Consider the following 26,636-nt stretch of genomic DNA (forward strand, 5'->3'; position numbering starts at 1 on the left):
TAACATACGATAAAACCCTGCTTCTCAAGTATAAAATAAATGACCCTTAAACTAGCCATTGATTGGACGCCCAATATTAATCATATCGGATTTTTTGTGGCCGATGCGCTTTCTTTTTACAAAGAAAACGGATTAAACATTGAAATAATAAACCCTGCTGATGATAATTATCGGCTAACACCAGCTAAAAAAGTGGAGTTAGGTAAAGCAGACTTTGCTCTTTGTCCGTTAGAAAGTGTTTTAAGTTATCGGGTAAAAGATCAACCCTGTATGCTTATGGCTTTGGCAGCTATGTATCAAGAAGATGTTAGCGCTATTGTCGTTAAAGATCAAACTATAAATTCTCCAAAAGATCTGGATGGTAAAAGTTATGCATCATACAAAGCGCGGTACGAAGATAAGATCGTAGAGCAAATGATTAAGAATGATGGCGGCAAAGGTTCAGTCAATAAGTTATATCCTGACAAATTGGGGATTTGGGAAACCGTTTTAAAAAACAAAGCCGATGCTACGTGGATCTTTACAAACTGGGAAGGCATACAGGCCCAAGAAACCAATGAGCAATTATCTTATTTTAAGCTAAAAGATTATGATATTCCCTACTCATATTCACCGGTGTTAGTGGCTGAAATATCAAATATTAATCGAAAAAAGGAGGCCATTAAAAAGTTTATGAATGCCACTAAAAAGGGATTTTTGTTTTCAAAAGATAATCCGGAAAAGGCATGTGCCATACTCAGTAAGCATGTGCCGAAATATGATGAAAATATTAACTTAATAAAAGCATTATCAGCTAGCAGTCCTTTTTTTGGCGATCAAGATAATTGGGGCATGATGGATCCTACAAGTGTTGATACATTTCTACTTTGGTTACATAAAAACAATCTAGAAACGACCCGTTTTATGCCCAGTGATATTATCACTAACGAATTTTTAGAGTAATCGTAAATAAACCTTTATTTTCGTTATATGGCGAAAGTAAAAACTACCTTTTTTTGTCAAAGTTGCGGATCGCAATTCCCTAAATGGCAGGGACAGTGTTCCAGCTGTAAACAATGGAATACGATTGTAGAAGAAGTCGTTCAGAAAACGGAAAAATCAGATTGGAAAGCAACTCAGTCACCAACCAAACGGGTTTCAAAGCCATTAAAAATTAATGAGATTGATACTGCGAAGGAAGCCCGAATGAATACGGGGAACGCCGAATTTAATCGAGTGCTTGGTGGAGGTATTGTGCCTGGTAGCATGATTCTATTGGGTGGTGAGCCGGGCATCGGAAAAAGTACGCTACTCCTTCAAATTTCATTAAAATTACCTTATAAAACGCTTTATGTTTCGGGTGAGGAAAGCCAGAAACAGATTAAAATGCGAGCTGAACGTATTCAGCCAAATGCTGATAATTGCTACATTCTTACCGAAACCAAAACGCAAAATATCTTTAGGCAGATCGAAGAGTTAGAACCTGATATTGTCATTATCGATTCTATTCAAACCCTGCATACAGATTATATTGAATCATCGGCAGGGAGTATTTCTCAAATTCGGGAGACAACTGCCGAGTTGATGAAATTTGCTAAAGAAACTTCAACGCCAGTTGTGCTTATTGGTCACATTACAAAAGATGGGAATATCGCAGGGCCTAAAATATTAGAGCACATGGTTGATACGGTGCTTCAGTTTGAAGGAGATCGCAATCATGTATATCGCATTTTACGAGCCTTAAAAAACCGATTCGGTAGCACAGCAGAACTCGGAATTTATGAGATGCTTGGTGCAGGTTTGAGAGAAGTTTCCAATCCAAGTGAAATTTTAATCAGTAAAAAGGATGAGGAATTAAGTGGCAATGCCATTGCAGCGACCTTAGAAGGGATGCGTCCTTTGATGATCGAGATTCAGGCATTAGTAAGCACTGCGGTTTATGGCACACCACAACGCAGTACTACAGGATATAATGCCAAGCGATTGAATATGCTTCTTGCTGTTTTAGAAAAAAGAGCGGGATTTCGTCTAGGAGCTAAAGATGTGTTTCTAAACATCACTGGTGGTATTAGTGTAGATGACCCAGCAATCGATTTGGCGGTAGTTGCCGCAATTCTATCGAGTAATGAAGATATTCCGGTTGAAAAAGATGTATGCTTTGCTGCCGAGGTCGGACTTTCTGGCGAAATTAGACCAGTAAATCGGGTGGATCAACGTATACTGGAAGCCGAAAAATTGGGCTTTGCCAAAATATTTGTATCCAAATACTGCAAGCTTTCTGTGAAAAGCCATCAAATTGAGATAGTTAAAGTTGCAAAGATCGAGGATGTGGTGAGTTGGTTATTTGGGTAGAAAAAAACCAAATTAGCTGATAAGAGATCAATAACACCCACTTTATCTTCAAACTGGATGATTTCCAAATTTCTGTATTAGTATTTTAGATTTGATAAATAATCATCAAACAGGGCGTTAAGGTGAATTATTTGCATCGAAAAAGAGCAAATAACCGTTTTTGATGAAAATTATTCAATGTAAGACTAAAAGTTAGAAGATTTAAATAGTATTTGGTAACATTAAGTTAACATTAGAAGAATTTAAAAATTAACAAGATTTTTCTGATTTTATGAAGTTGATAATTTAAGCCTCAAAAAAATTGTTCCCTCTAAAAAGGCACATATAAAAAATAAAACCTGCACTTTTTTTCATGTTTTTCGCCTGAATATCTTGCTCTTTTCATTTGACATTTTGGTAACATCAAACCCTTGTTGCCCCAACATTATGCCCATAATTTTGAAGTGTAATTCAAAGTCTAATTAAAAATTAAAAGACATGAAAAGAGTAGCTTTGTTATTATCGGTTTTAGCATTTAGTATAAATGCGTTTGGAGCTTCAACACCTGCAGAGGTTCCTGTAAAGGTGTTACAAAATCAGATTGTTAGGTTATTAGATCAGCCTTCTATGACAATCAATAAAGAAGCGAAAGTTCGGCTAAAATTTATGATTACCAAAAATGGAAAATTAGAGGTTCTTTCTGCTAAATCTGACAATATGGAATTGGCGAAATACGTAAAAGATCGCTTAGACGATAAACGTATTGCAATTTATCTTGACAATGCAACGGAAGTGTATAGTGTTAACCTTCGATTTGTCATATGATTAAATAATATCAGAAATGATATTGTTGTTGTTTGAAAAAGAAAACCGCCTCGTTGTAAGATGGCGGTTTTTTTGTTCTTATAATAGGAAAAAGAAGTAAATATCAAGGTGCTGGATCTGGAATAATATTGTGTATTTCTTCAATACCTTTTAATATATCGCTGTTAAGATGAACATCGATGCTATCAATATTTTCCTTTAGTTGAGGTACAGAAGTTGCCCCAATAATATTGCTGGTCACAAATGGTCGTGTATTTACATAGGCTAATGCCATTTGAGTTAACGATAAACCATGTTTTTCTGCTAGTTCAGCATATAACTGAGTTGCATCAGTAGAAGGATTACTTGAATAACGTGCTACGAAATTAGGAAACAAAGCTCCACGTGAACCTTCTGGTTTTTTACCACCCAAATACTTTCCGCTTAGCACCCCACCAGCCAACGGTGAATATGGTAATAAACCAACATTTTCTCGCATGGATACTTCGGCGTTACCAACTTCATATGATCTGTTTAATAATGAGTAGGCATTTTGTACGGTGACTATTTTAGGCAAATTATGAACCTTACTTTCTTGTAAATACCTCATAATACCCCATGGAGTCTCATTGGAAAGTCCGATATATCGAACTTTTCCCGACTTGATGATCTCATCCAATGTGGTCAAAATTTGATGTACATTATCAACCCATTGTTCATTTTCATCATGCGCGTATCCACGTTTTCCGAAAAAATTAGTGTTACGATCAGGCCAATGAATTTGATACAGGTCGATATAGTCGGTTTGTAAACGCTTTAAGCTATTGTCTACTGCATCATGGATTGATTCCGGGGTAAATCCTGTAGTGCGTATATGAGCAGTATAGGGTCCTGGCCCCACAATTTTTGAAGCTAAAATAATATCCTTTCGTTTTCCTGTCTTTTTAAACCAGGTGCCTACAATTTTTTCAGTCGCTCCGTAAGTCTCAGCTCTGGCTGGAACGGAATACAATTCTGCCGTATCAAAAAAGTTAATACCTTGTTCAATTGCATAATCCATTTGGTCATGGCCTTCAGCTTCGGTATTTTGCTCGCCCCAGGTCATTGTTCCCAGGCATATTTTACTTACTTCTATATCGGTGTTGGGTAGTGTGGTATATTTCATTTTATAGCATTAAAAAATCCCAATTAAATGGGATTTTGTGAATTGTAAAGTTACAGAATAATCATTTGAAAAAATTGCACAAAACATTATAAAAATGTTGCGTCATAAACAGCTTATTCTACTTCATTAAGTAGTTTGGTGACTTCGTCTAACTTAGGAGTCAAAATCACTTCAATGCGTCTGTTTTTCGATTTCCCTTCGGCGCTACTATTAGGTGCAATAGGTGAATATTCTCCACGACCAGCAGCAGTTAAATTTTCTGGTTTTATTTGACCATTTTGCCTTAAAATAGCAACTATCGAAGTCGCTCGTTTGGTAGAAAGATCCCAATTGTCTTTAATATTACCATTACCTGAATACGGTGCATTATCCGTGTGTCCTTCAATAAGTACAGAAATATCAGGATTTTTAGCTAAAACAGTTCCTAAGGCGTTTACCGCACGTTGCCCTTCAGTACCAACAGCCCAGCTACCTGATTGGAATAGTAACTTGTTTTCCATAGAAACATATACCTTTCCATCACGCTGTTCAACTGTTAAACCTTTGCCTTCAAAATCCAGTAAAGCTCTTGAAATGGCATCTTTCAATTTTTTCATCGCAGCATCTTTACTAGCTATTACACTTTCAAGTTCGTTAATACGATTCGATCTTGTATTAAGCTCTTTTTGAAGTTTTTCAAGTCTAGCATTCTCTGCAGCCAATGCTGCTTCTTTAGCTTCTAATTGGGCAAGCAATTCACGATTTTTTTTCACATTCGCTGCAATCGATGCGCTACTATTTTTTTCTAACGCTACATACGAGTCATTCAATTTATCGTATTTAGATTGAAGTCCAATATAATCACGCTCTAACTTATTTTTCTTTTCTTCAGTCTCAGCATATAGTTTTTCAAGTGCGGAGAATTCGTTTTGCAACTTGTTTTTTTCAGCCTCTAATGCCGCGTAGTTATCAATTAGAGCTTCATGATCACTTTTTAAGTCGGCATATTTATCTTCTAATTCTTTAAACACTTTAGCCGATACACACGAGTTAAGTAATACAGGAATCAGTAAAGCAATAACAATTCTTTTTATCATATTCTTCACATTACAATTAATGATCTACCTCTACCAAAATAGGACAATGGTCGGAATGGACCGCTTCGCTTAATATAACGGCTCGTTTTAGTTTTTCTTGTAACGGTTTTGATGCCATGGCATAATCTAAACGCCAGCCTTTGTTATTAGCTCTAGCATTGGCGCGATAGCTCCACCAACTATAGTTATGAGGTTCTTTATTAAAAAAGCGAAATGTATCAATAAAGCCACTTTCTATAAAATTTCCGATCCACTCGCGTTCTACTGGTAAAAAACCGGATACATTTTTATTTCTTATAGGATCATGAATATCAATTGCTTCATGGCAAATATTATAATCACCACAAACAACTAGGTTGGGTCGCGTTTTTCGAAGTTGGGTGGCGTATTCGTGAAAATCGGCCATGTATTTTAGTTTAAAATCAATGCGTTCAACATTGCTTCCACTAGGTAAATACATACTCATAATCGAAAGATCACCAAAATCGACTCGAATATTTCGGCCCTCATTATCCATATAGTCAATACCTGTACCATACTCTACATGATCAGGTTCATTTTTACTAAAAATAGCAACACCACTATATCCCTTTTTTTGTGCGCTGTACCAATAATGGTGTTTGTAACCAGCATTTTCGATAATTGATGTGTCAACCTGATCAACAGTTGCTTTGGTTTCTTGTATGCAAATTACGTCAGGATTTGCTGCATGAAGCCAATCACCGAATCCTTTATTTAATGCTGCACGAATGCCGTTTACGTTGTACGAAATAATATTCATAATAGTTCAAAAAAATGATAGTAACGAATGTAAGAATATCTGTGTTAGTAGTATGAAAAAGTTATCTTAAAAACTCTTTTAATAACTATTGCAAATCGTCAGAGAATCGGGAGGTATGTTTAGTAATTTTCCGTTATCAAAATCGAAAAAATGAAATTGTCACCAATCAAAACAATACATAAATCACTCTTTTGTTTCGCTTTTTTGTTGTTTAATTGTTTGACTGCTTTTTCTCAAGGTAGTCCGAATACTAGCTATCCGAATGAATTTAAGTTGAACGTGGGTTGGTTTATTGTTGATGGAACGATTGAAGCTGCTTACGAATATTTTATTAATTCTGAATCGAGTATTGGTGCAACGGCCTACTACGATGGTGATAGTAGTGATGCTTTAGGGAAGTTTGGTATTGGTCCAAATTTTAGAGTCTACTTTGGAAAACGGTATGCAAACGGTGTTTATGCCGAGGCTTTTGGACTTTACTATACAGGAACGCTGTCTGAAGATGTAATTGCCGATATGCCAAGAATTAATCAAGATTTTAACACCTTTGCACTTGGTTTTGGTATTGGTTTTAAACTACTTACTAGAAGCAGTAACTTCTCTCTGGATGTAAATGCCGCTTTGGGTAGAAATTTAACCCAAGAAAGTTTGCAAGATGCTTTTGTTGGTAAAGGGGGTATTTCGGTCGGATTTAGATTTTAGACCTGACAATACATTAGCTTGAAAGCAACCTTTCTTTATTTTTTCATCTAAAAGCAGTAACCTAAACAAATTTTAATGAAGAAATTAATTATCCTTTTTGTGCTCTTTTTTTTGAGTACGCCAATGTTTTCTCAAGATGAATCAGATGTTAGTTTAAGAAATAGCGAGCTAAAATTGAATGCGTTGTTTTTAGTCATTGGAGCACTTGAACTAGAATATGAGTACATTTTAAATGAAGAATCTACCGTTGGAGTATCTGTCTTCTTGCCTATAGATGAAGACATCGATATCAATTATTATATTTCTCCGTATTACCGATGGTATTTTGGAAAAAAAAGGGCTGGAGGTTTTTTTGTAGAAGGTTTTGGGATGTTAAATTCAGTTGAAAATGAAAACTATATGTTTGACGACATCACTTTTGAAAGCTCTAGTACTTTTGAAACAAAGACAGATTTTGCAATCGGTGTTGGGCTTGGTGCAAAGTTTATAACTAAAAGAAATTTTGTTGCTGAGATATATGGTGGTATTGGAAGAAATCTTTTCAACACTGACGGGGATTCCGACTTCGAGATAATTGGAAAAGGAGGAATAAAGATAGGGCTTCGATTGTAATAAAAAAGGCGCTTAACTAGCGCCTTTTTTATTACATTTTCATCAACCACTTTTTCATACTTACTTCTTCAGCGATAATTGATTTTAGATCGGCAATCGGAACGCGCTTTTGTTCCATAGTATCCCGATGACGAATAGTCACGGTATTATCTGCTATGGAATCATGATCCACTGTAATACAGAAGGGGGTACCAGCAGCATCCTGTCGTCTATACCGTTTACCAACAGCATCTTTTTCATCATAAAGCACATCAAACTCCCATTTAAGGTCTTCGACAATTTGCCTTGCAATTTCTGGTAAGCCATCTTTTTTAACCAGCGGAAAAATGGCAGCTTTGGTTGGTGCTAATACGGCAGGAAGTTTTAGTACTACACGGCTTGTATTATTATCCAATTCTTCTTCTACTAACGAATTAGAGAATACTGCTAAGAACATGCGGTCCAGACCAATAGAAGTTTCAACTACATAAGGGATATAACTTTCATTGTCTTCATGGTCAAAATAGCGCAATTTTTTACCGGAGAATTCTTCATGACTTTTTAGGTCAAAATCAGTACGGCTGTGAATTCCTTCTAATTCTTTAAATCCAAATGGAAATCTAAATTCAATATCTGATGCAGCATCAGCATAATGGGCTAATTTTTCATGATCATGAAAACGATAATTATCGGGACCCATTCCTAATGATAAATGCCATTTAAGTCGAGTTTCTTTCCATTGTTCGTACCATTCTTTTTGAGTACCCGGCTTCACAAAAAACTGCATCTCCATTTGCTCAAACTCACGCATACGGAAAATGAACTGGCGGGCAACAATCTCATTTCTAAAGGCTTTTCCCGTTTGTGCGATGCCAAAAGGAATTTTCATGCGTCCTGTTTTTTGAACATTTAAAAAGTTGACGAAAATCCCTTGGGCAGTTTCAGGACGTAGATATAAGTCCATAGCATTTTCTGCAGATGCTCCTAATTTTGTGCCAAACATTAAATTGAACTGCTTTACATCAGTCCAATTTTTAGAACCTGAAAGAGGGCATGCTATTTCTAATTCTTCAATAAGGTCTTTTACATCAGCTAGATCTTCTTTTTCAAGTGACTGTCCCATTCTTTTAAGAATGGCATCTCCTTTTTCTTTATATCCTAAAACTCGAGGATTGGTAGCAAGAAATTGATCCTTATCGAACGCATCGCCAAAACGTTTTGCCGCTTTTTTTACCTCTTTTTCAATTTTAGTATCAAGCTTGCCAACATAATCTTCTATCAAGACATCAGCTCTATATCGCTTTTTTGAATCTTTATTGTCAATTAAAGGATCATTAAAAGCATCGACATGGCCTGAGGCTTTCCAAGTGGTAGGGTGCATAAAAATAGCGGCGTCAATTCCAACTATATTTTCATGCATTTGAACCATAGCTTTCCACCAGTATTCACGTATATTTTTTTTAAGTTGTGCTCCGTTTTGCGCATAGTCATAAACTGCACTTAAGCCATCATATATTTCACTTGATTGAAATACATATCCGTACTCCTTAGCGTGTGAAATTACCTTCTTAAATTGATCTTCATTATTTGCCATGGCGTAAAAATAATTCAATTTGCAAAATGAGAAAGTTTGAAAGTGGTTTTAATTGAATATAGGCTCAGATATGATCAAGACTTATCTTTTAAGCCTAGCGAGATGACGTTATTTTCTGCAATGGAAATGTGGGTTATTGCAATCTTGGATTTGGATAATTATCCGATTGATCTTCCAAAGTACTATCCATACAAATAAAATCTTTTTCAACCAACAACGAAAGAGCGCTCTCATCATTCCAATCCGCTGAGTTTTTAAATCCTACTTGACTATTTGATGCCCAATTTTCTATTGCTTGCTTTGGAACGAATATAGTAATTGAATTATCAGTGTAGGTGGCCTCTAATTCTGTAATTCCTTCTTTGGTTTTAATAATATAAGAAAGCGTTGAATTGTCAAATACCGTTTCCTCTTTGTAAAAACCTTCTTTACAAAAAGTTTCGACCTCAGTCTTTGTTAACCGATAACGAACTGAATTTCCTTTAATCCTTATTTTCATTTTTCTTCTTTTTTTTGAACGAGACCTTGTGTAAATTCATTCAAGGTTTTTACTTTTTCTTCAAAATTCCCTTTTATGGTTTTACGGTATTCGTTTAAATTCTTCACCAAACTATCAATGTCTTCGGGTATCACTTCTTCAAAAAATTGACGCAAACGCTTGGCCGTAGTTGGAGACTTACCGTTGGTAGAAATGGCCACTTTTACATTTCCTTTAGTAACGATACCACCCATATAAAAATCGCAAAATGGCGGGTTGTCAGCCACGTTTACCAAGGTAGCCATTTCTCTACAATGATGATATATTTTTTCATTTACTTTGGGCAAATCTGTGGTGGCTACAACAATATGTTTTCCTTTTAAAAACTTCTTTTTATACCTGCCTTTATGCATGGTAACATTATGTTTTTTAGCTAACTTTTTGGTGCCTTTTCGATACATAGGTGCGACCATTTCTACCACCGCATTGGGGCTGGATTTAAGCAAAAAAGTAAGTTTTTCTTCAGCTACGTTGCCTCCTCCAACAATCAATACTTTAAGATTATTGACCTTTAAGAAGATAGGATATAGTTCATTTCTCTCCTTCATTTTTTTCATTTTTTAAGTTGTAGTTTATCGTAACTCTTGTTCCTTCACCACGCAATGAATTAATAAATATTCTTCCGTTAATATAGTTAATACGTTCTTTCATGAAATAGACTCCCATTCCGCCCTCACTATTATTTTTTGGGGCAGTCTCAATTTTTTTAGGATCAAAACCTTTTCCGTCATCGTCTATCTTGATACTTAACATTTCTTCGTTTAACGCAATGGTCACTAAAATATAGCTTGAGTCAGCATATTTAATGGCATTGTTCACTGCTTCTTGTGTGACCCTGTAGATGTTAGTTTCGGCTAGCGAATTAAAACGAATGTTATCATGGACATTATTTTCAAAAAGAATGTTTTTTCCTGTTAATTTGCGTAACTCTTGTGTCATTTTTTGGAGCGCTGGTAATAAGCCATGATCCTGTAATTCAGGCGGATTCAAGTTAAAGGTTGCGGTGCGAACTCCTTTTATTAAATCAGCCGTTAATGTTTTTAAGTAATCAATCTTTTCTTTTGACTTTTCAAGATGATCTAAGTTGATAGATTCAATATTAAACTTTAAAGCAGTTAGCATTTGACCTATGCCATCGTGGATGTCTTTCGCAATTCGTTTACGTTCTTCTTCTTGACTTTCGACAATTTGACTTGCCTGTATTTGTTGACGTCTAATATCATCTTCATAGTTCTGTTTGGTAAGTTCTTCAATTTTCTCCTGATTTTTTTTCCGCAGGGTAATGTCATTGCAAAGAATCAAAACAGACTGCTCCAATCCTGATTGATGTATGGGAATAATGGACATATCTAACCAGATGCGTTGGCTATCTTTTATTTTTAATTCAATTTCCTCGGTTCGAATTTGTTTTCGTTTGTTGGTTAGAATTTCCCTAAGATATTGTTGCTGACCTTCTTCGTTGGTGAGTATCTCTGCAATTGGCTTGCTTAGATCTGTTTCTTTTAAATGCAACAGGCTCTGTAACTTTTTACTCATAAAAACAACACTGCCATCATTTCGGATACTAGCGAATAAAGCAGCATTGTCAATAGCAAAATTGAGTTCTTGTAATCTGCTTAGTGACCGTTCTTTCTCAACTAGTAATTGTTTATTCTCGGCAGCGCGCTCTTCGGATTCTTTTTTACTGGATATAAGAGAACTTATGGTACGCTTGATTTGTAATGATAGTGGACGGAATATGAACACTATTTCCAATCCTAAAATCAACAAGGAAAGGGCAAAAAGACTCAATTCTTTGTACCTGAGGTTTTGGAGTTTTGACTTGCTCTTGGCATCATACTCGTTTACAATGCTATCCATTTTGACAAGGAAGTATCGTTCATTTTGGAGTAGTTGATCTATTTGTGTTGCAAAACCACCTACTTGTTCGTTACTTTGAAGAATAGACTGTGCCGCTAAGACCATTGCTTGGTGGTGCGGATTGATTTCATTGTATAAAGCAAGTATTTCTGGATCAGATTCTTTAGGCAGCCCGATACTATCATTGCCAAATTGAAGTCCCTGATGTGATACAGTCCAAACCTTTAGTGTTTTGGACAGATTTGTCAGATGTTTTGTTAGATCACTTTCCGTTTTAGCCGTATTCAGCAATAAGGCATCTTTTACTAATTTTTGGCTAAAAGCCCGTTGCCTTCCGGCGACATTGATCACTCTTGAATCATTTAATTGCGAACTGAGATGCTGTTGAATAAGTATTTGAGCAATAATAACTGTTAATGCGATAGTAGCAAAAGCTAACAAATACCACTTGCGCACTTTAACAAAAGTTTCCTGATCTAGCGTTAGTGAGTTTGAAAGATTGGTCATGACACGATTCAGAAAGATGAAATTAATTCAAAACGGCTGTTTTTACCAATTGTAATCCTGGTTCAGAAAATGAGATCTTCAGGGCCGCTTCGTGGCCTTTTGCTGACATTTTTCGCCATGTTTTTTGCAAAATATCAATCACTTTTTGATCATCGTGTTTTTGGAAAAAAGCCTCATAGTAATATTCTAAAAAAACAAGGCAGATAACATCTTCAAGTGTTTGGGTTTCTTCGTTTTTTTTAAGCTGCTTTTTAAGCAATAGAAACTCAACTTTATCAATTACTGAACTGTTAAAACCAACTTCTGAAAGGATCTTTCGAGCAACTTCCGCATGATATTTTTTCAACGCTTGCCGCCATTGTAAATATCCTGATCGATTCATTTCGAAGGAATTTCTAGGAATTTCCCATCGCTGAATATGTTGACATCTTGCGGTAAGCTGCAAAGCAATGGATGCACTTGGCTCAAAACGGTTCAAGGTCTCCGTCATTCGCTGGGCATATAATAGCTCCTTGGGTATTACTTTTCCGTCCCATAACTCTTTGTTAGGATCAGCGCTATTGGCTTCATCAAACAAACGAAACGCATCAGCTAGCTTTTCACTTTCTTTCGACATTGAGAATTTAAATGTGTATTAATCTGAAAAGCCAATATACACAAAGTTGTCTTCAATTTTAACAGGATAAGTTGCTATACTACCAAGGTTGCCGTTTAAATTTTCTCCTGTTTTTAAAGAAAAAGTCGATTTATGAAGCGGGCATGCAACTTTAGGATGTTTTCCTTCTTGACCAATCATTCCTCTTGACAAAACCATTTCCATTTTATGGGGGCAAAGATTTTGACAAGCGTACCACTCTCCTAAACGCTCGAAATTAAAAATGGCTATCTGCTTGTCCTTGTATTTTATACAAGCGCCGCCGTTTTTAGGAAATTTTTCAACTGAGGCTGCCTTAAACCAAATGGTGACAGCCTTTTTTTCAACTGCTTGATAAGTATCTAATTGTTCGATCATCTTTTTAAAAATTTAAGGGTTAAGCCCAGGCTTTTGGCATTTTTTGTTCGCGCAATGAAACAAACTCTATGGTATCATCAGCATCCTCCGAATTCACAAAGTGGCTATAACGAGCTCGAATCTCTGGATTTTCAACCGCTTCTTTCCATTCGCATTTATACGTATCAACATATCCTTGCATAGCTTCATCAAGCTCGTTTGCAATGCCCAGTGAGTCGTTAATAACAACGTTTTGCAAATAGGTGATACCACCCTCTAACTTATCCAACCAGGCTGCGGTTCTTGTAAGTGGTGGAGCTGTTTTTATGTAATACATCAAGAAACGATCAACGTATCTGACAGCTGTTTCTTTATCAACTTTTTCTGCTAATAATTCAGCATGTTTAGGGTTGGCTCCTCCGTTTCCACATACATATACATTCCAACCACCCTCTACGGCGATTAGACCAAAATCTTTACAACGGGCCTCAGCACATTCACGAATGCATCCTGAAACACCGCCTTTCATTTTATGCGGAGAGCGAATCCCCTTATATCGATTTTCGATTTCTATAGCGAAACTAACACTTTCGTCCATCCCATATCGACACCAGGTCGAGCCAACGCAGCTTTTAACCGTTCTCAGTGACTTACCATAGGCTTGGCCGGTCTCGAAGCCTTCAACAATTAGCTCCTCCCAAATTAAGGGTAGCTCGTGTAATTGTGCACCAAACATATCAATACGTTGTCCACCAGTAATTTTAGTGTAGAGATCATATTTCTGGGCGATTCTGCCAAGCGCCATCAGTTGCTTAGGAGTGATTTCTCCACCAGCTACTCGAGGTACCACCGAATAGGTTCCGTTGCGTTGAATGTTTGCTAAATAGCGATCATTAGAATCTTGTATCGTTTCTTGCCGATTGGCAGTTTCGTTATACACACTTGCAAAAATTGATGCAACTGCCGGTTTACAAATTTCACATCCATGTCCGTTGCCAAATTCATTTAGAAGCTGGTCGTAACTATCAATTTGCTTTAGTTTGACAATATCGAAAAGCTCTTGACGTGAATACTTAAAATGCTCGCAGATACTTTCTTTTACTGTTTTTCCTAAGGTTTTAAGGCTTTCAGTAACGAGATCGGAAACCATTGGTTTACACCCCCCGCATCCTGTTCCCGCCTTGGTAGCTTTGGCAATTTGTTTAACATTTTCATTACCATCATCAATAACTGAACAACAAATAGCACCTTTAGTAACGGATTCGCAAGAACAAATAATAGCATCTTCTGGCAAGTCCATCACGTTCCCTACAACTGCCCCGCCACCTCTTGCACCCAAAATTAGATCTTCTGGTTGTTCTGGTAATCTGATTTTATTTTGATACAATTGAAGCAACATATTGTAATCATTCGCTTCGCCAACCAAAATACCACCTAATAGGGTTGTACCATCCTTACTAATATTGATCCGTTTATAAGTACCTTCCAACTTATTTTCAAACACGATGACATGTGCTTCTTCTTCAGTAGTGAATGGATTCCCAAAACTGGCGACATCCACACCGATTAGTTTTAGCTTGGTTGACATATCAATTGACTCACTCATTACGGTCCCGTAACCCAATATTTGATCCACTGCGACCTGAGCCATTTCATAACCGGGGGCAACTAAGCCATAAATCATTTTATTGTAAAGTGCCACTTCGCCAATTGCAAAAATTGCGCACTCCGATGTTCGCATGGTATTATCAACAACAACTCCTCCGCGATCACCAATTTTTAACCCGGCATCGCGAGCAAGTTCATCTCGTGGTCGTATTCCTGCAGAAACGATTAACATATCGACATCCAGCAGATCACCTTCAGAAAACTCCATTCCTGTAATACTGCCATTACCCGTTATTTGTCGGGTTGCTTTATTGAGATGAACATGAACTCCCAGATGATTCATTTTTTGCTGTAGTGCTTCACTGCCTTTCTCATCTAACTGTCGCGGCATTAGACGAGGAGCAAATTCTACCACATGAGGCTCCATTCCAAGGTCTTTAACAGCTTTTGCCGCTTCTAACCCCAAAAGTCCACCTCCTAAAACAGCTGCTTTTCCATTTTCAATGCTACGAGCATAGTCAATGGTTTGTTCTAAATCTTCAATGGTTCTATATACGAATACACCCTTTTTGTCCACTCCTTTTATTGGTGGAAGAAAGGGGGAAGAGCCAGTAGCAAGCACTAAATAGTCATATAATACTTCAGTTTGTTTCTCTGTGTCGATATGTTTTTCTAGAGGATCAATTTTAATTACTTTCTCATTTGTAAAGAGTGATATATTGTTGTCCTCATACCAATTTTTTGAGGCCAGTGTAAGTTTCTCTGCATCTTCATTTTCAAAGTATTCACTTAAATGAACACGATCATAGGCTACTCGAGGTTCTTCTCCAAACACTAGCAATCGATATTGATCGTTCTCTGCTTGGGCAACAAATTTTTCACAAAATTTGTATCCTACCATTCCATTTCCAATTACAATTACTGTTTTCATAGATTCTTATTTTAAATCCGTCTGAATTATCATATTGATAATTGATTAAGATCATTATCATATACTTGACAATATTACGTATTATTACGTATTTTAATACTGATTTTTTAAAAATAATTACGTATTCTTGTTGCCATATCTATAAAATTCTTCTATAAAAATTAGCAATGGAACAATCATATATCATACCTAAAGTAAGTTTGGTTGGTGCCGGTCCAGGAAGCATAGACCTTATAACAATAAGAGGTTTGCGGGCAATACAACAGGCCGATGCTATTCTATATGATGCTTTGGTTGACAAAAAGATTTTGGACGAAGCGAAAGCTAATATTCCTAAAATATACGTAGGGAAACGATGTGGTAAACATTATAAGGATCAAGACCAAATTAACCGGCTTCTTGTAGAAACTGCCTTTAGTTATGGCCATGTAGTTCGATTAAAAGGTGGGGATCCGTTTGTGTTTGGTAGAGCTACTGAAGAAATTCAACATATGGAATCGTTTGGTATACCGGTAACAGTGGTTCCTGGAGTGACTAGTGCAATTTCGGTTCCTGCAAGTCAGGGTATTCCACTTACTCAACGGGATGTAAGTAGTAGTTTTTGGGTGATGACTGCTACTAAAAAGGATGGTTCTTTTTCTGAAGATCTTACTCATGCGGCAAAGTCATCTGCCACTTTAGTGATACTGATGGGCGTACGCAAAATAAGTGAAATTGCTAATACAATAAGACGTTATCGAGGTGGTTTAACTCCGATCGCACTAATTCAAAATGGGACGTTACCAAGTGAGGTTTCTTTTGTTTCCACCCTCAATGGTATCCATGAGTTAACTGATACTATTGACTCTAGTAAGCCAGGTGTTATTGTTGTAGGTGATGTGGTTGCGCAGCACCCTTCTTTTTTCGACGATACGGTACAACGCGTATTAACTTCACAGTTTTAAACACCATTTTTAGCGTATTTTGGCTCTTCTAGACCCTTTTATTTGTCCTAAAAATTGGAAACCTAATAAAATAACATCCTATTTTTTTAGAATCTAAAAATTAAATAGGTCTCGTTTAATGATCATGATAAAAATACGTATTTAAACGCAAATATTATCGTATAATACGTATAAATACGTAAAACTATTATAAGTTTGTTGTGTAAAATTGAAAGAACATCAATACTTATATCATGAAATCTACACTATTAAAAGTATCTCAATTGTTATTTGTACTGCTATTACTTAGTTGTGGCGGTAATAATAAAAAGGAATCCCCGTCAATTGCAAAAGCGGAAACAACTAACAATGCTTTGGCTATTGAAAAACCACAATTAACCTTTGGTTTTATTAAGTTAACCGATATGGCCCCCTTAGCTATCGCTAAGGAAAAAGGTTTCTTTGAAGATGAGGGTCTATTTGTATCAGTAGAAGCGCAATCAAATTGGAAAAATGTTTTAGATCGCGTGATCGACGGTCAACTTGACGGGTCTCATATGTTAGCAGGTCAGCCAATTGCCGCTGGTGCTGGCTTTGGTCGACAAGCTGAGTTGGTCACACCCTTTTCAATGGACTTAAATGGAAATGGAATTACGGTATCTAATGATGTTTGGGCTAAAATGAAACCTAATGTGCCGAAAGGTGCAGATGGAAAGTTGGTTCATCCTATCAAAGCGGATGCTTTAAAGCCCGTAATCACCGACTACAAGAATAATGGGAAGCCTTTTAAAATGGGAATGGTATTTCCGGTTTCTACGCATAACTACGAGATTAGATATTGGTTAGCAGCAGCGGGTATTCACCCGGGAATGTATACAGCTAGTAATGTACAAGGGCAGATCGATGCAGAAGTGTTACTATCAGTTACCCCACCACCTCAAATGCCCGCTACTCTTGAAGCAGGAACGATTTATGGGTATTGTGTAGGTGAACCTTGGAATCAGCAAGCGGTTTTTAAAGGTATTGGTGTGCCGGTAACTACCAATTACGATATCTGGAAAAACAATCCTGAAAAAGTGTTTGTAATGACTAAAAAGTTTGTTGAAGAGAATCCGAATACTGCAGTGGCAGTTACTAAAGCACTTATCCGTGCTGGTAAATGGTTAGATGATCCCGCTAATCGTGTAGAAGCAGTGAAAATACTTTCAAAATCTCAATATGTTGGGGCTGATGAAGCTGTATTAGCAAATTCCATGACGGGAACCTTTGAGTTCGAAAAAGGAGACAAGCGTTCAATGCCTGATTTCAATGTATTCTATAAATACAATGCGACCTATCCCTTTTATTCTGATGGTATCTGGTTCTTAACACAAATGCGTCGTTGGGGACAAATTCCTGATAGCAAGCCTGCTACCTGGTATGATCAAACGATTAAGGATATCTACCGCCCTGATATTTGGAAAAAGGCAGCAAATGCATTGGTGACAGAAGGTCATATTCCAGCTACTGATATACCTGAAACAGATGGCTACAAACCTGCAACAGCCGATTTCATCGATGGCAAAACTTATGATGCTAAAGATCCTATTGGTTATATCAATAGTTTTAAAATAGGTAATAAAGAAGAGGCTGAACTTTAAAATAAGCATTATGAAACAAGGAGTAACTGTAGAAAAAGCCCAGGCATTATCGCGCCAAGAAAGTGTAAAGGCTTTCTTAGCGAAATTTAAGTTCAAACTACCAAAGTTTGACTTAAAAACAGTACTTAAAAAGGTGTTGGTGCCACTGTTGTCGATCGTTGTATTTTTATCATTGTGGCATTTTGGTGCTGAAGCCTTAAGACAACGAGAAATTGATCATCGTATTGAAAAAACCTTAGCGGACCAAGGACAAGCCGCAGCCGATTCGTTAAAAGCCTGTTTCGCTGAAAATGGCACAAACTGTCAAACAAACACTTTGCCTTCACCCAGTCAGGTATGGTCATCGGTACTTACGTTAATTGATGATCACTATATCATCAAACAAGATAAGTTAGACTTTATATCAAAAACAGCAGTGGTCAATCAACAGCGCTTGGCGGTTGGTCAAGAACCTATTGTTTATACGGGTCGGCCTTCTTTTATTGACATCGTTTTAACCAGTTTGAAAACGGTTTTTGCAGGGTTTTTATTAGCATTCTTTATAGCGGTGCCTATTGGAATTTTTATAGGGCTAAGTGATACACTTCGCAATGCGATGAACTGGTTTATTCAAGTTTTTAAACCAGTATCGCCAGTTGTTTGGTATTTGTTGGTATTCATGATCGTCAAAACGATGCTAATCGGCAGTAGCTCTGACAACTCATTTGTAATTTCCTTTATTAGTGTCGGTTTATGTGCTATGTGGGCAACCTTGGTCAATACTGCAATGGGGGTTTCGTCGGTAGACAAAGATTATATCAACGTGGCCAAAGTATTGAAGCTCGGCTCTTTTCAGAAAATATTTAAGGTGATTTTGCCGTCATCACTACCTTTAATATTTGTCGGTTTGCGTATTACACTTTCAGTCGCTTGGATGGTACTAATCGCTATTGAGCTACTTGCGCAGAGTCCGGGATTAGGTTTGTTTGTTTGGGAAGAGTTTCAAAACGGAGCGAATGATTCTAATTCAAAAATCATCGTTGCTATGTTCGTGATAGGCATTATTGGATTCTTATTAGATCGTTTAATGCTTTTGATTCAAAATACGGTTTCATTTAATAAAAATGCGGTTGCATAAAACTAAGTATTATGGCTTATTTAGAATTGAATAACGTTTGCAAAACATATGGTACAGGGGTAAACGCAACAGAAGTGCTATCTAATATTAACTTATCAATTAACGAAGGTGAATTTGTTGCCATCGTAGGATTTACAGGAAGCGGTAAAACCACTTTGGTTAATTTGATTAATGGATTGTTGGAACCAACAAGCGGTACGGTATTATTTAAAGACCGACCAGTAGTGGACACCAGTCATGAGCGAGGGGTTATTTTTCAGAATTATTCACTGTTACCCTGGTTAACAGTTGGTCAAAATGTCGCTATGGCTATAAAAGAGGCATTCCCTAAAAGCAGCAAAGCTGATCGAAACAACCAGGTGGCAAAGTATGTCGGTATGGTAGGTTTAACCCCAGCCATGAACAAGCGACCTAAAGAATTATCCGGAGGCATGCGTCAGCGTGTTGCTGTTGCACGGGCTTTGGCTATGAATCCTGAAATGATCATTATGGATGAGCCATTAGGAGCACTGGATGCGCTGACGAGGGGAAACTTACAAGATGAAATCTTAAATATCTGGAGTAAAGATAAACGTACTGCATTGCTTATTACCAATGATGTGGACGAAGGGATTTATATGGCCGACAGAATTATTCCACTACGACCGGGACCAAAGGCAACTTTAGGGCCGGAGTTTAAGATTAATATCGATCGACCAAGAGATAAAACAGCCCTAAACGATAATCCTGAATACAAAAAAGTGAGAAACTCGATTATTGAATATTTAATGGATATAGGCCAAGAACGAAAGGCGGTGGCTCGAAAAACGTATCGATTACCAGATTATAGTCCAAAAAGCTTTGTTGCTTAAACAAGAAAAATCATGGAAACCTTATTAAAAAGCAAATCAAAAACTGAAGTCGAATTTCAGAATGGTATTCCATTCAGTTCGGATATCATGTTGGACCTAGTTAATCTTAAAAAGGTGTATCCAACACCAAAAGGCGAGTATGTAGTATTGGAAAATCTGAATCTTCAAATCATGAAGGAGGAATTCGTAACGATCATAGGTCACTCAGGTTGTGGTAAAACCACCATGCTATCGATGATTGCCGGATTAAATCCTATTTCCGATGGAAATATTGCTGTTTTAGGAAATCCAGTCAAAGGACCTGGGCCTGATCGGGGAGTGATTTTTCAAGCACCAAGTTTAATGCCATGGATGACGGCATTACAAAATGTAATGCTGGGAGTAAACCGTGTATTTCCTCACGTAACAAAATCAGAACGAAAAGATATCGCTAAGTACTACCTTCAAAAAGTGGGGCTAGAAGATGCATTTAATAAAAAAGCAAATGAGTTGTCTCAAGGAATGCAACAACGGGTTGGTATAGCAAGAGCTTTTGCAATTAAGCCAAAAGTATTGCTTTTAGATGAACCTTTTGGAATGCTAGATTCATTAACGCGAGGAGAACTTCAAGATATTCTTATCGAGATTTGGAATAAAGAAAAAATCACCGCAGTAATGATCACCCACGATGTTGATGAAGCTATTTTTCTGGCCGATCGTGTTGTCATGATGACTAGTGGACCAAGAGCAAAAATTGGGGACATTTTAAATATTGATTTCGAACGACCACGAACACGCAAGTCGGTCCTTGAACATGATGATTACTATCAATATCGTAAGCATCTTATTGACTTTCTAGAACACTAAATAATACTAACATATTTAATTAATCTTATTCAAAGAAGTGATGAAAAAACATATTCTTCTAGCACTGCTATTTGTATCTTTTAAAGTAACGTTTGCTCAATTTACTCTCGACGGGCAATTTAGACCACGCACCGAATACCGTAATGGTTTTGGTAGCATTATTCCTGATGACGCTGATCCCGGTTTTGCAATTAATACCCGAGCACGACTGAATGCTGGCTTTACTACGGAAAAATTCAAAGTATTTTTAAGCCTTCAAGATGTACTTGTTTGGGGTGAAAATCGACAAATTCGCCCTGATGATGAAAACGATTCCTTCGCCATATTCGAAGCGTGGGCTTCGTTGGATCTCGGTTCAGGCTGGTCTACAAAACTAGGGCGTCAGGTATTATCATATGACGATCAACGTATTCTTGGAGGATTGGACTGGGCGCAACAGGGTCGGAATCACGATGCTGCGATGATCAAATATCAAAAAGGAAACTTCATACTAGATGCCGCCTTTGCTTTTAATCAGGATTTTGATAACCCCGGCGGATTTGTAAATGTTGGTAATACTTTTAATACAACAGGGTTTTTTACCTACAAAACCATGCAAATGCTATATATGAAACAAAAATGGACTGATTTTTCGGGCAGCTTGTTGCTGCTAAATAACGGATTTCAAAACTTTGATGGAGATGGAAATGGTGATGGTATTAGCAACCTACAAACAGTAGGAACCCATCTGGAATATAAAAAAGGAAAATTAGGTTTAGCGGCCAATGCTTTTTTACAAACTGGAGAACGCCAGGGAGCACTTGATGTTAAAAGTGCTTATTTATTAGGTTTAGATCTCAGTTATAAGGTTTCTTCAAAAGTAACATTAGCGATTGGCACTGAACTGATAAGCGGAAATGATGTAGATGAAGAAGGAACAAGTGCGTTTTTTCCATTGTACGGTACAAATCACAAATTCAACGGTTTAATGGACTATTTTTATGTAGGTAACCATGCTAATTCTGTTGGATTATTTGACCTTCATGCCCAAGCCAAATTCAAATTGGGTGAAAAGTCAAGTTTGATGGCTCAAGTATTAAATTTTCAAGGTGAACAGGATTTACCAAGTGGCGAAAGTGCTTTAGGAACTGAGTTTGATATGGTTTTTTTACAGAGTTTTAAAGGGTATGCCTTAAAAATAGGGTATTCACATTTATTTCCTGCTGATGGTATGTATGAGTTAAAAGGTGTTGCAGAAGATGCTGCCGCCAGCTCACAAAACTGGGGCTGGGCTATGCTAATCATAAAACCAAAATTCTTGAATACGGCAAAATAGTAAAAAAAATATCAAAAAGCCCCAAGGGTTATTATCAGACAATAGTCGGGTAATAACCCTTATTTTTTATTTTTGTTTAAGTACTATCAAAATGGCATCGGAAATTACTAAAATATTATTGGCAGATGACCACTCGTTGGTTCGAGATGGTATCAGATTATTGTTAGAAGAAGAAACTGATCTCGATGTTATTGGTGAAGCTTCAAATGGTAAAGAGGCTATTGAAATGGTTCAACAGACTATGCCTGATATTTTGATCATTGATATACGAATGCCAGAGATGAATGGTATCGAAGCGGTGCAATGGCTTAATGAAAATGGGATTGCGGTTAAGTGTATTATTCTCTCAATGCATGATTCGGAAGAATACATACTAAATGCTGTGAAAGCTGGTGCTAGCGGGTATCTGTTAAAAGATACTGATAAATCAGAATTTATTAAGGCGGTTAGAACAGTAAAGGAAGGGGGTAAATATTTTAGTGGCGATATCTCGAATGTGTTGGTAAACAATTTGTTTAACCAATCGAGCACCCAGCAGAAAGTAGAGGTTAAACCTTCTAAAGAAGTCCCATTTGATCTTACCAATAAAGAATTGAAGGTATTGGAACTGGTACTTTCAGGCTATACTAATAAAGAAATTTCAGAAAAGCTCGAAAACAGCAAACGCACCATCGAAACCCATCGTTTTAATTTAATGCGAAAAATGAAGGTCAAAAACCTTATTGAATTATCAACTAAAGCCCGTGAATTTGATTTGGTCTAAAATTACCTTTGGGTCGCAATGAATCCGAACAAAACTCCTTCTATACCATTGAATTTCTGATAAATCTTCCTAGCAAAAATTATGATTCTCCCAGAAATTCACTGAAGTATTATCATATTATCACTACGTAATTATACGTAAATATCTAATTTGCTGCTACGCTAATTTCGTTGAAATTTCTAGCGGCTATGCAAGGAAAAAATACTTATAATACAATTTGCTCTTACTGCGGTGTTGGTTGTGGAGTTACGGTCACAACAGACTCTAAAGGATCAATTTCTGTAAAAGGAAATCAAAACTATCCTGTTAACAAAGGGATGCTTTGTTCAAAGGGTAAGAATCTAAACTATGTCGCTCAGGATACTTCCGATCGCATACTACATCCAGCCATGCGATGGAGTCGAAGCCATGCGATGCAACGTGTAGATTGGGATACCGCTTTTAAGCGAGCTGCTGCCGTTTTTAAAAGTATTATCAAAAAGCACGGACCCGATAGTGTTGGGTTTTATGTATCTGGCCAGTGTTTGACTGAAGAGTATTATTTAGTCAACAAACTCACCAAGGGATTTATTGGGACCAATAACATTGACACGAATTCTCGTCTGTGTATGAGTTCAGCGGTAGTAGGCTATAAAAAAACCGTAGGAGAAGATGCCGTGCCTATTGCTTATGAAGATATTGAATTAGCTGATACTTTTTTAATCGCAGGAGCTAATCCAGCCTGGTGCCATCCCATTTTATTCAGGCGATTAGAAAAACACAAGGAAGAAAATCCCAATGTAAAAATCATTGTAGTCGACCCTCGAAAAACACAAACCTGTGCGCTGGCTGATTTACATCTTCAAATTTTACCAGGTACTGACGTAATTCTTTTTAATGCCATTGCCAGGCGCCTTATCGAACGAAAAAAAATCAACCTTTCATTTATTCAGCGACATACTTCAAACTATACTGCTGTAAAAGAAAAGGCATTTGAACTAACCTTTAGACAAGCTGCAAAAAAATGTGGCATCACCGTAGAAGAAATAAAAAAAGCAGCGAAATATATAGGTAATGCAAAGCGGTTTATAAGCATGTGGACCATGGGACTAAACCAAAGTGTTATAGGAGTTGATAAAAATGTATCACTTTTAAATCTTTCATTACTAACAGGACAAATTGGTAAACCCGGTTGCGGTCCTTTTTCTTTAACGGGTCAGCCCAATGCCATGGGTGGTCGGGAAGTTGGCGGTATGGCAAGTTTATTAGCCGCACATCGAGATTTAAATAATAAAAAACACCGGCAAGAAGTTCAGGATTTTTGGGGAGGTAAACCTATAAAACCGGAACCGGGTTACACCGCCACCGAGATGTTTGATGCACTGGAGCGTGGTCACTTAAAAGCCATTTGGATTATTTGTACCAATCCGGTGGTGAGCATGCCAAATGCCAAAAAGATCGAAAAAGCACTTCAAAAAGCCAATTTTGTAGTAGTCCAGGATATTTCACATAATTCAGAGACAACAAAATATGCCGATCTGTTGTTGCCTGCGGCTGGCTGGCTTGAGAAAGAAGGCACCATGACTAATTCTGAACGACGTATTAGCTACTTGCCCAAGGTAATTGACGCTCCAGCTGAGGCGTTAGCTGATGCCGAAATACTTTGGCGCTTTGCGCAAGAAATGGGATTTCGTGGTTTTGATTACAACAGCCTTAGTGAGGTATACGATGAATACTGCCTCATGACCAAAGGTACTAATATTGATATATCCGGTTTATCGTACGATCGGCTGCAGAACCAGGGGAGTTTTCAATGGCCGGTTCCAACTACTGATCATAAAGGAACATCACGCCTTTTTGAGGATTTTAGTTTTTATACTGCTGATCAAAAAGCTCATTTTAACGCACCACGACGATTATATAATGAATCAGAGGAGACAAACGAAGATTTCCCTTTTGTTTTAAATACAGGTCGTGTTCGAGATCAATGGCATACCCGCACCAAAACTGGAAAAGTCAAACGGCTACTAACACATATTCCATCACCTTATCTTGAGATGAACAAGGTTGATGCTTATTTAAGTGGACTAAACGAGGGAGATATTGCAGTAGTAACCAGTAGAAGAGGAAGTGTACAGGTCAAGGTGAAGATCAATTTCGACATTCGTGAAAAAGTAGTTTTTATGCCGATGCACTGGGGTAAAATTTTAAATAATGACTTTTGCCGCGTAAATAATTTGACCAGTGATTTAGTGGATCCTGTTTCTAAAGAACCGGACTTTAAATATTGTGCAGTCCGCGTAGAAAAGTACAATAAACTTAAACAAAAGGTTATTGTAGTTGGAGCAGGTGCTGCGGCCTATCGATTTATTCAGAGCTATCGGGAAAAGAATGAAGATGATGAACTGTATGTTTTTTCTAAAGAAGAATATCCTTTTTACAACAGAGTCTTGCTGCCCGAATACGTGAATGAAGATTTACCTTGGGAGTCACTGCTAAAGTTAAAGAAGGGAGAGCTCGATAAACTGGATGTTACGCTGTATCCAAGTAACGGAATCAAAAAAGTAGATTCAGCTAACAAAGTAGTAATCGATGATTTGGGCCAAAGACATTCATATGACCTTCTTGTTATGGCCACCGGTAGTCGAGCTTTTGTTCCTAATGATGTACGTCTCGATTTGCCTGGTCGGTTTACCATGCGCGAACGAACCGATGCTGATCGGTTAAAACGATATTTAAATGAGACAAGACTACCGACTCATCAGCAACATCTGGTGATTGTTGGCGGGGGACTATTAGGTCTCGAATTGGCTGCATCGATGAAAAAGATCAATGTTAATATCAGTATCATACAAAGAGCACCAAGGCTGATGGAGCGTCAATTAGATGAAGTCGCTAGTCAGTTACTGGCCGAAGATGTGACAGAACGTGGGATCGATATCTATTTTGATAATGAAGTAAGCACTGTTTTCGATTCGAAAGAAAGTAGTCAACCACTTCAAGTCACCCTAAAAACTGGGCGAGTTATACAATGTAGTGCTATCGTATATGCTATCGGAACAAGACCTAATATTGAGTTGGCAAAAAAAGCGGGCCTTGAAACTAGGCGTGGAGTTATTGTTAATGAGTATTTGCAGACAAGTGATCAGAATATTTTTGCAATGGGAGAGATAGCAGAATTTAAGAATTCATTATTTGGTATCACCTCTGCCGCTGAACAACAGGCCGATATTGCAGCAAATTATATTCTAGGAGACCTTAGTAGTGTATATAGTGGGTCTGTTTTAATGAACATTCTAAAATTTGATAATCTTGATTTGTGCAGTATCGGGATGGTGAATGTACCAAAGGACGATGACACCTATGAAGAGATCATTCTTAAAGATGTAAGTCAGCGTTTTTATAAAAAATGTATCGTAAAAGACGATACACTCAAAGGCGCTATACTGTTAGGAGATAAAAATGAATTTGCAGAGTTTAAACGTTTGATTGAAGAAGAAATTGAGCTATCTGAAAAACGTAACGAGCTTTTGCGTGGATCAAGTAATAGTGTAGCTGTTAAAGGTAAATTACTTTGTTCATGCAGTCAGGTGGGTGATGGTAATATTAAAGATGCCATAGCCGGAGGAAACACCGATATTACTTCTATATGCGCTGCAACGGGTGCGGGATTAGGATGCGGTAGTTGTAAACCCGAAATAAAAGCTATTCTAGAACAAAAAGAATCCCTACAACCCGCTTAGC

At 37.4% G+C, this 26,636-nt stretch carries 23 protein-coding genes; 13 read left to right on the top strand and 10 right to left on the bottom strand.

The features are described from left to right. Window positions 1–39 precede the first annotated feature (39 nt). The 3 genes from ABN763_RS06525 (at window position 40) to ABN763_RS06535 (ending at window position 3,135) form a co-directional block, all read left to right on the top strand. Window positions 40–942, top strand: a complete 903-nt coding sequence (locus tag ABN763_RS06525; protein WP_410484634.1) for an ABC transporter substrate-binding protein — start codon at window positions 40–42, stop codon at window positions 940–942. Between the two features lie 27 nt (window positions 943–969). Continuing rightward, window positions 970–2,331 carry a DNA repair protein RadA gene (gene radA / locus ABN763_RS06530; RefSeq protein WP_410484635.1) on the top strand — a complete coding sequence of 454 codons (1,362 nt, stop codon included), beginning with the start codon at window positions 970–972 and terminating at the stop codon, window positions 2,329–2,331. 477 nt (window positions 2,332–2,808) lie between these two features. Next, the gene (locus tag ABN763_RS06535; protein ID WP_410484636.1) at window positions 2,809–3,135 is read left to right on the top strand and encodes a hypothetical protein; all 327 of its coding nucleotides are present in this window, start codon (window positions 2,809–2,811) and stop codon (window positions 3,133–3,135) included. 103 nt (window positions 3,136–3,238) lie between these two features. Here the strand turns inward: ABN763_RS06535 and ABN763_RS06540 are convergent, their stop codons facing one another. From ABN763_RS06540 to ABN763_RS06550, 3 genes are all read right to left on the bottom strand, one after another. After that, entirely contained in the window at window positions 3,239–4,279 is a 1,041-nt protein-coding gene (locus tag ABN763_RS06540; protein WP_410484637.1) for an NADP(H)-dependent aldo-keto reductase, read from the bottom strand. A gap of 113 nt (window positions 4,280–4,392) precedes the next feature. Continuing rightward, window positions 4,393–5,355 (bottom strand): OmpA family protein, encoded by a 963-nt coding sequence (locus ABN763_RS06545; protein WP_410484638.1) that lies wholly within the window; start codon window positions 5,353–5,355, stop codon window positions 4,393–4,395. A 16-nt stretch (window positions 5,356–5,371) separates the two neighbouring features. Continuing rightward, window positions 5,372–6,136 carry an exodeoxyribonuclease III gene (locus ABN763_RS06550; RefSeq protein WP_410484639.1) on the bottom strand — a complete coding sequence of 255 codons (765 nt, stop codon included), beginning with the start codon at window positions 6,134–6,136 and terminating at the stop codon, window positions 5,372–5,374. 150 nt (window positions 6,137–6,286) lie between these two features. On the opposite strand from ABN763_RS06550, the gene ABN763_RS06555 reads away from it, so the two are divergent. Next, window positions 6,287–6,838 (top strand): hypothetical protein, encoded by a 552-nt coding sequence (locus tag ABN763_RS06555; RefSeq protein ID WP_410484640.1) that lies wholly within the window; start codon window positions 6,287–6,289, stop codon window positions 6,836–6,838. Window positions 6,839–6,913: 75 nt separating this feature from the next. Beyond that, on the top strand, window positions 6,914–7,450 hold the full coding sequence (locus tag ABN763_RS06560) for a DUF3575 domain-containing protein (protein WP_410484641.1): 537 nt from the start codon (window positions 6,914–6,916) through the stop codon (window positions 7,448–7,450). Window positions 7,451–7,481: 31 nt separating this feature from the next. Here ABN763_RS06560 and ABN763_RS06565 read toward each other — a convergent pair whose 3' ends face one another. The 7 genes from ABN763_RS06565 to nirB all read right to left on the bottom strand — a co-directional run bounded on the left by ABN763_RS06565 (window position 7,482) and on the right by nirB (window position 15,458). Then, window positions 7,482–9,023, bottom strand: a complete 1,542-nt coding sequence (locus tag ABN763_RS06565) for a glycine--tRNA ligase (RefSeq protein WP_410484642.1) — start codon at window positions 9,021–9,023, stop codon at window positions 7,482–7,484. A gap of 133 nt (window positions 9,024–9,156) precedes the next feature. Further along, on the bottom strand, window positions 9,157–9,522 hold the full coding sequence (locus ABN763_RS06570) for a DUF7009 family protein (protein ID WP_410484643.1): 366 nt from the start codon (window positions 9,520–9,522) through the stop codon (window positions 9,157–9,159). Continuing rightward, window positions 9,519–10,109 (bottom strand): bifunctional precorrin-2 dehydrogenase/sirohydrochlorin ferrochelatase, encoded by a 591-nt coding sequence (locus tag ABN763_RS06575; protein WP_410484644.1) that lies wholly within the window; start codon window positions 10,107–10,109, stop codon window positions 9,519–9,521. Before ABN763_RS06575 ends, ABN763_RS06570 begins: the two co-directional genes overlap by 4 nt. After that, complete coding sequence (locus tag ABN763_RS06580; protein WP_410484645.1) at window positions 10,093–11,928, bottom strand: ATP-binding protein; 1,836 nt, start codon at window positions 11,926–11,928, stop codon at window positions 10,093–10,095. The genes ABN763_RS06575 and ABN763_RS06580 overlap by 17 nt, the downstream gene beginning before the upstream one ends. 22 nt (window positions 11,929–11,950) lie before the next feature. Next, window positions 11,951–12,544, bottom strand: coding sequence for a DUF4202 domain-containing protein (locus ABN763_RS06585; protein ID WP_410484646.1), 594 nt, complete (start codon window positions 12,542–12,544; stop codon window positions 11,951–11,953). 18 nt (window positions 12,545–12,562) lie between these two features. After that, window positions 12,563–12,940, bottom strand: coding sequence for a nitrite reductase small subunit NirD (gene nirD / locus ABN763_RS06590; RefSeq protein ID WP_410484647.1), 378 nt, complete (start codon window positions 12,938–12,940; stop codon window positions 12,563–12,565). 19 nt (window positions 12,941–12,959) lie between these two features. Next, window positions 12,960–15,458, bottom strand: a complete 2,499-nt coding sequence (nirB, locus tag ABN763_RS06595) for a nitrite reductase large subunit NirB (RefSeq protein WP_410484648.1) — start codon at window positions 15,456–15,458, stop codon at window positions 12,960–12,962. 167 nt (window positions 15,459–15,625) lie between these two features. Between nirB and cobA the strand changes: the two genes are divergently transcribed. The 8 genes from cobA to ABN763_RS06635 all read left to right on the top strand — a co-directional run bounded on the left by cobA (window position 15,626) and on the right by ABN763_RS06635 (window position 26,635). Then, window positions 15,626–16,402 carry a uroporphyrinogen-III C-methyltransferase gene (gene cobA, locus ABN763_RS06600; protein ID WP_410484649.1) on the top strand — a complete coding sequence of 259 codons (777 nt, stop codon included), beginning with the start codon at window positions 15,626–15,628 and terminating at the stop codon, window positions 16,400–16,402. A gap of 233 nt (window positions 16,403–16,635) precedes the next feature. Next, window positions 16,636–18,021: a CmpA/NrtA family ABC transporter substrate-binding protein gene (locus ABN763_RS06605; RefSeq protein WP_410484650.1), complete on the top strand. Its 1,386-nt coding sequence runs from the start codon at window positions 16,636–16,638 to the stop codon at window positions 18,019–18,021. 10 nt (window positions 18,022–18,031) lie between these two features. Then, a complete protein-coding gene (locus ABN763_RS06610) occupies window positions 18,032–19,138 on the top strand; it encodes an ABC transporter permease (protein ID WP_410484651.1) in 1,107 nt (368 codons plus the stop codon). An 11-nt stretch (window positions 19,139–19,149) separates the two neighbouring features. Continuing rightward, complete coding sequence (locus ABN763_RS06615) at window positions 19,150–19,989, top strand: ABC transporter ATP-binding protein (protein WP_410484652.1); 840 nt, start codon at window positions 19,150–19,152, stop codon at window positions 19,987–19,989. Window positions 19,990–20,001: 12 nt separating this feature from the next. Then, a complete protein-coding gene (locus ABN763_RS06620; protein WP_410484653.1) occupies window positions 20,002–20,835 on the top strand; it encodes an ABC transporter ATP-binding protein in 834 nt (277 codons plus the stop codon). A 40-nt stretch (window positions 20,836–20,875) separates the two neighbouring features. Beyond that, a complete protein-coding gene (locus ABN763_RS06625; RefSeq protein ID WP_410484654.1) occupies window positions 20,876–22,150 on the top strand; it encodes an alginate export family protein in 1,275 nt (424 codons plus the stop codon). A gap of 91 nt (window positions 22,151–22,241) precedes the next feature. Beyond that, a complete protein-coding gene (locus ABN763_RS06630; protein WP_410484655.1) occupies window positions 22,242–22,913 on the top strand; it encodes a response regulator in 672 nt (223 codons plus the stop codon). 188 nt (window positions 22,914–23,101) lie between these two features. Continuing rightward, window positions 23,102–26,635 carry a molybdopterin-dependent oxidoreductase gene (locus ABN763_RS06635; RefSeq protein WP_410484656.1) on the top strand — a complete coding sequence of 1,178 codons (3,534 nt, stop codon included), beginning with the start codon at window positions 23,102–23,104 and terminating at the stop codon, window positions 26,633–26,635. Window position 26,636 lies beyond the last annotated feature (1 nt).

The organism is Spongiivirga sp. MCCC 1A20706 (assembly GCF_046524175.1).
GTDB lineage: Bacteria > Bacteroidota > Bacteroidia > Flavobacteriales > Flavobacteriaceae > Spongiivirga.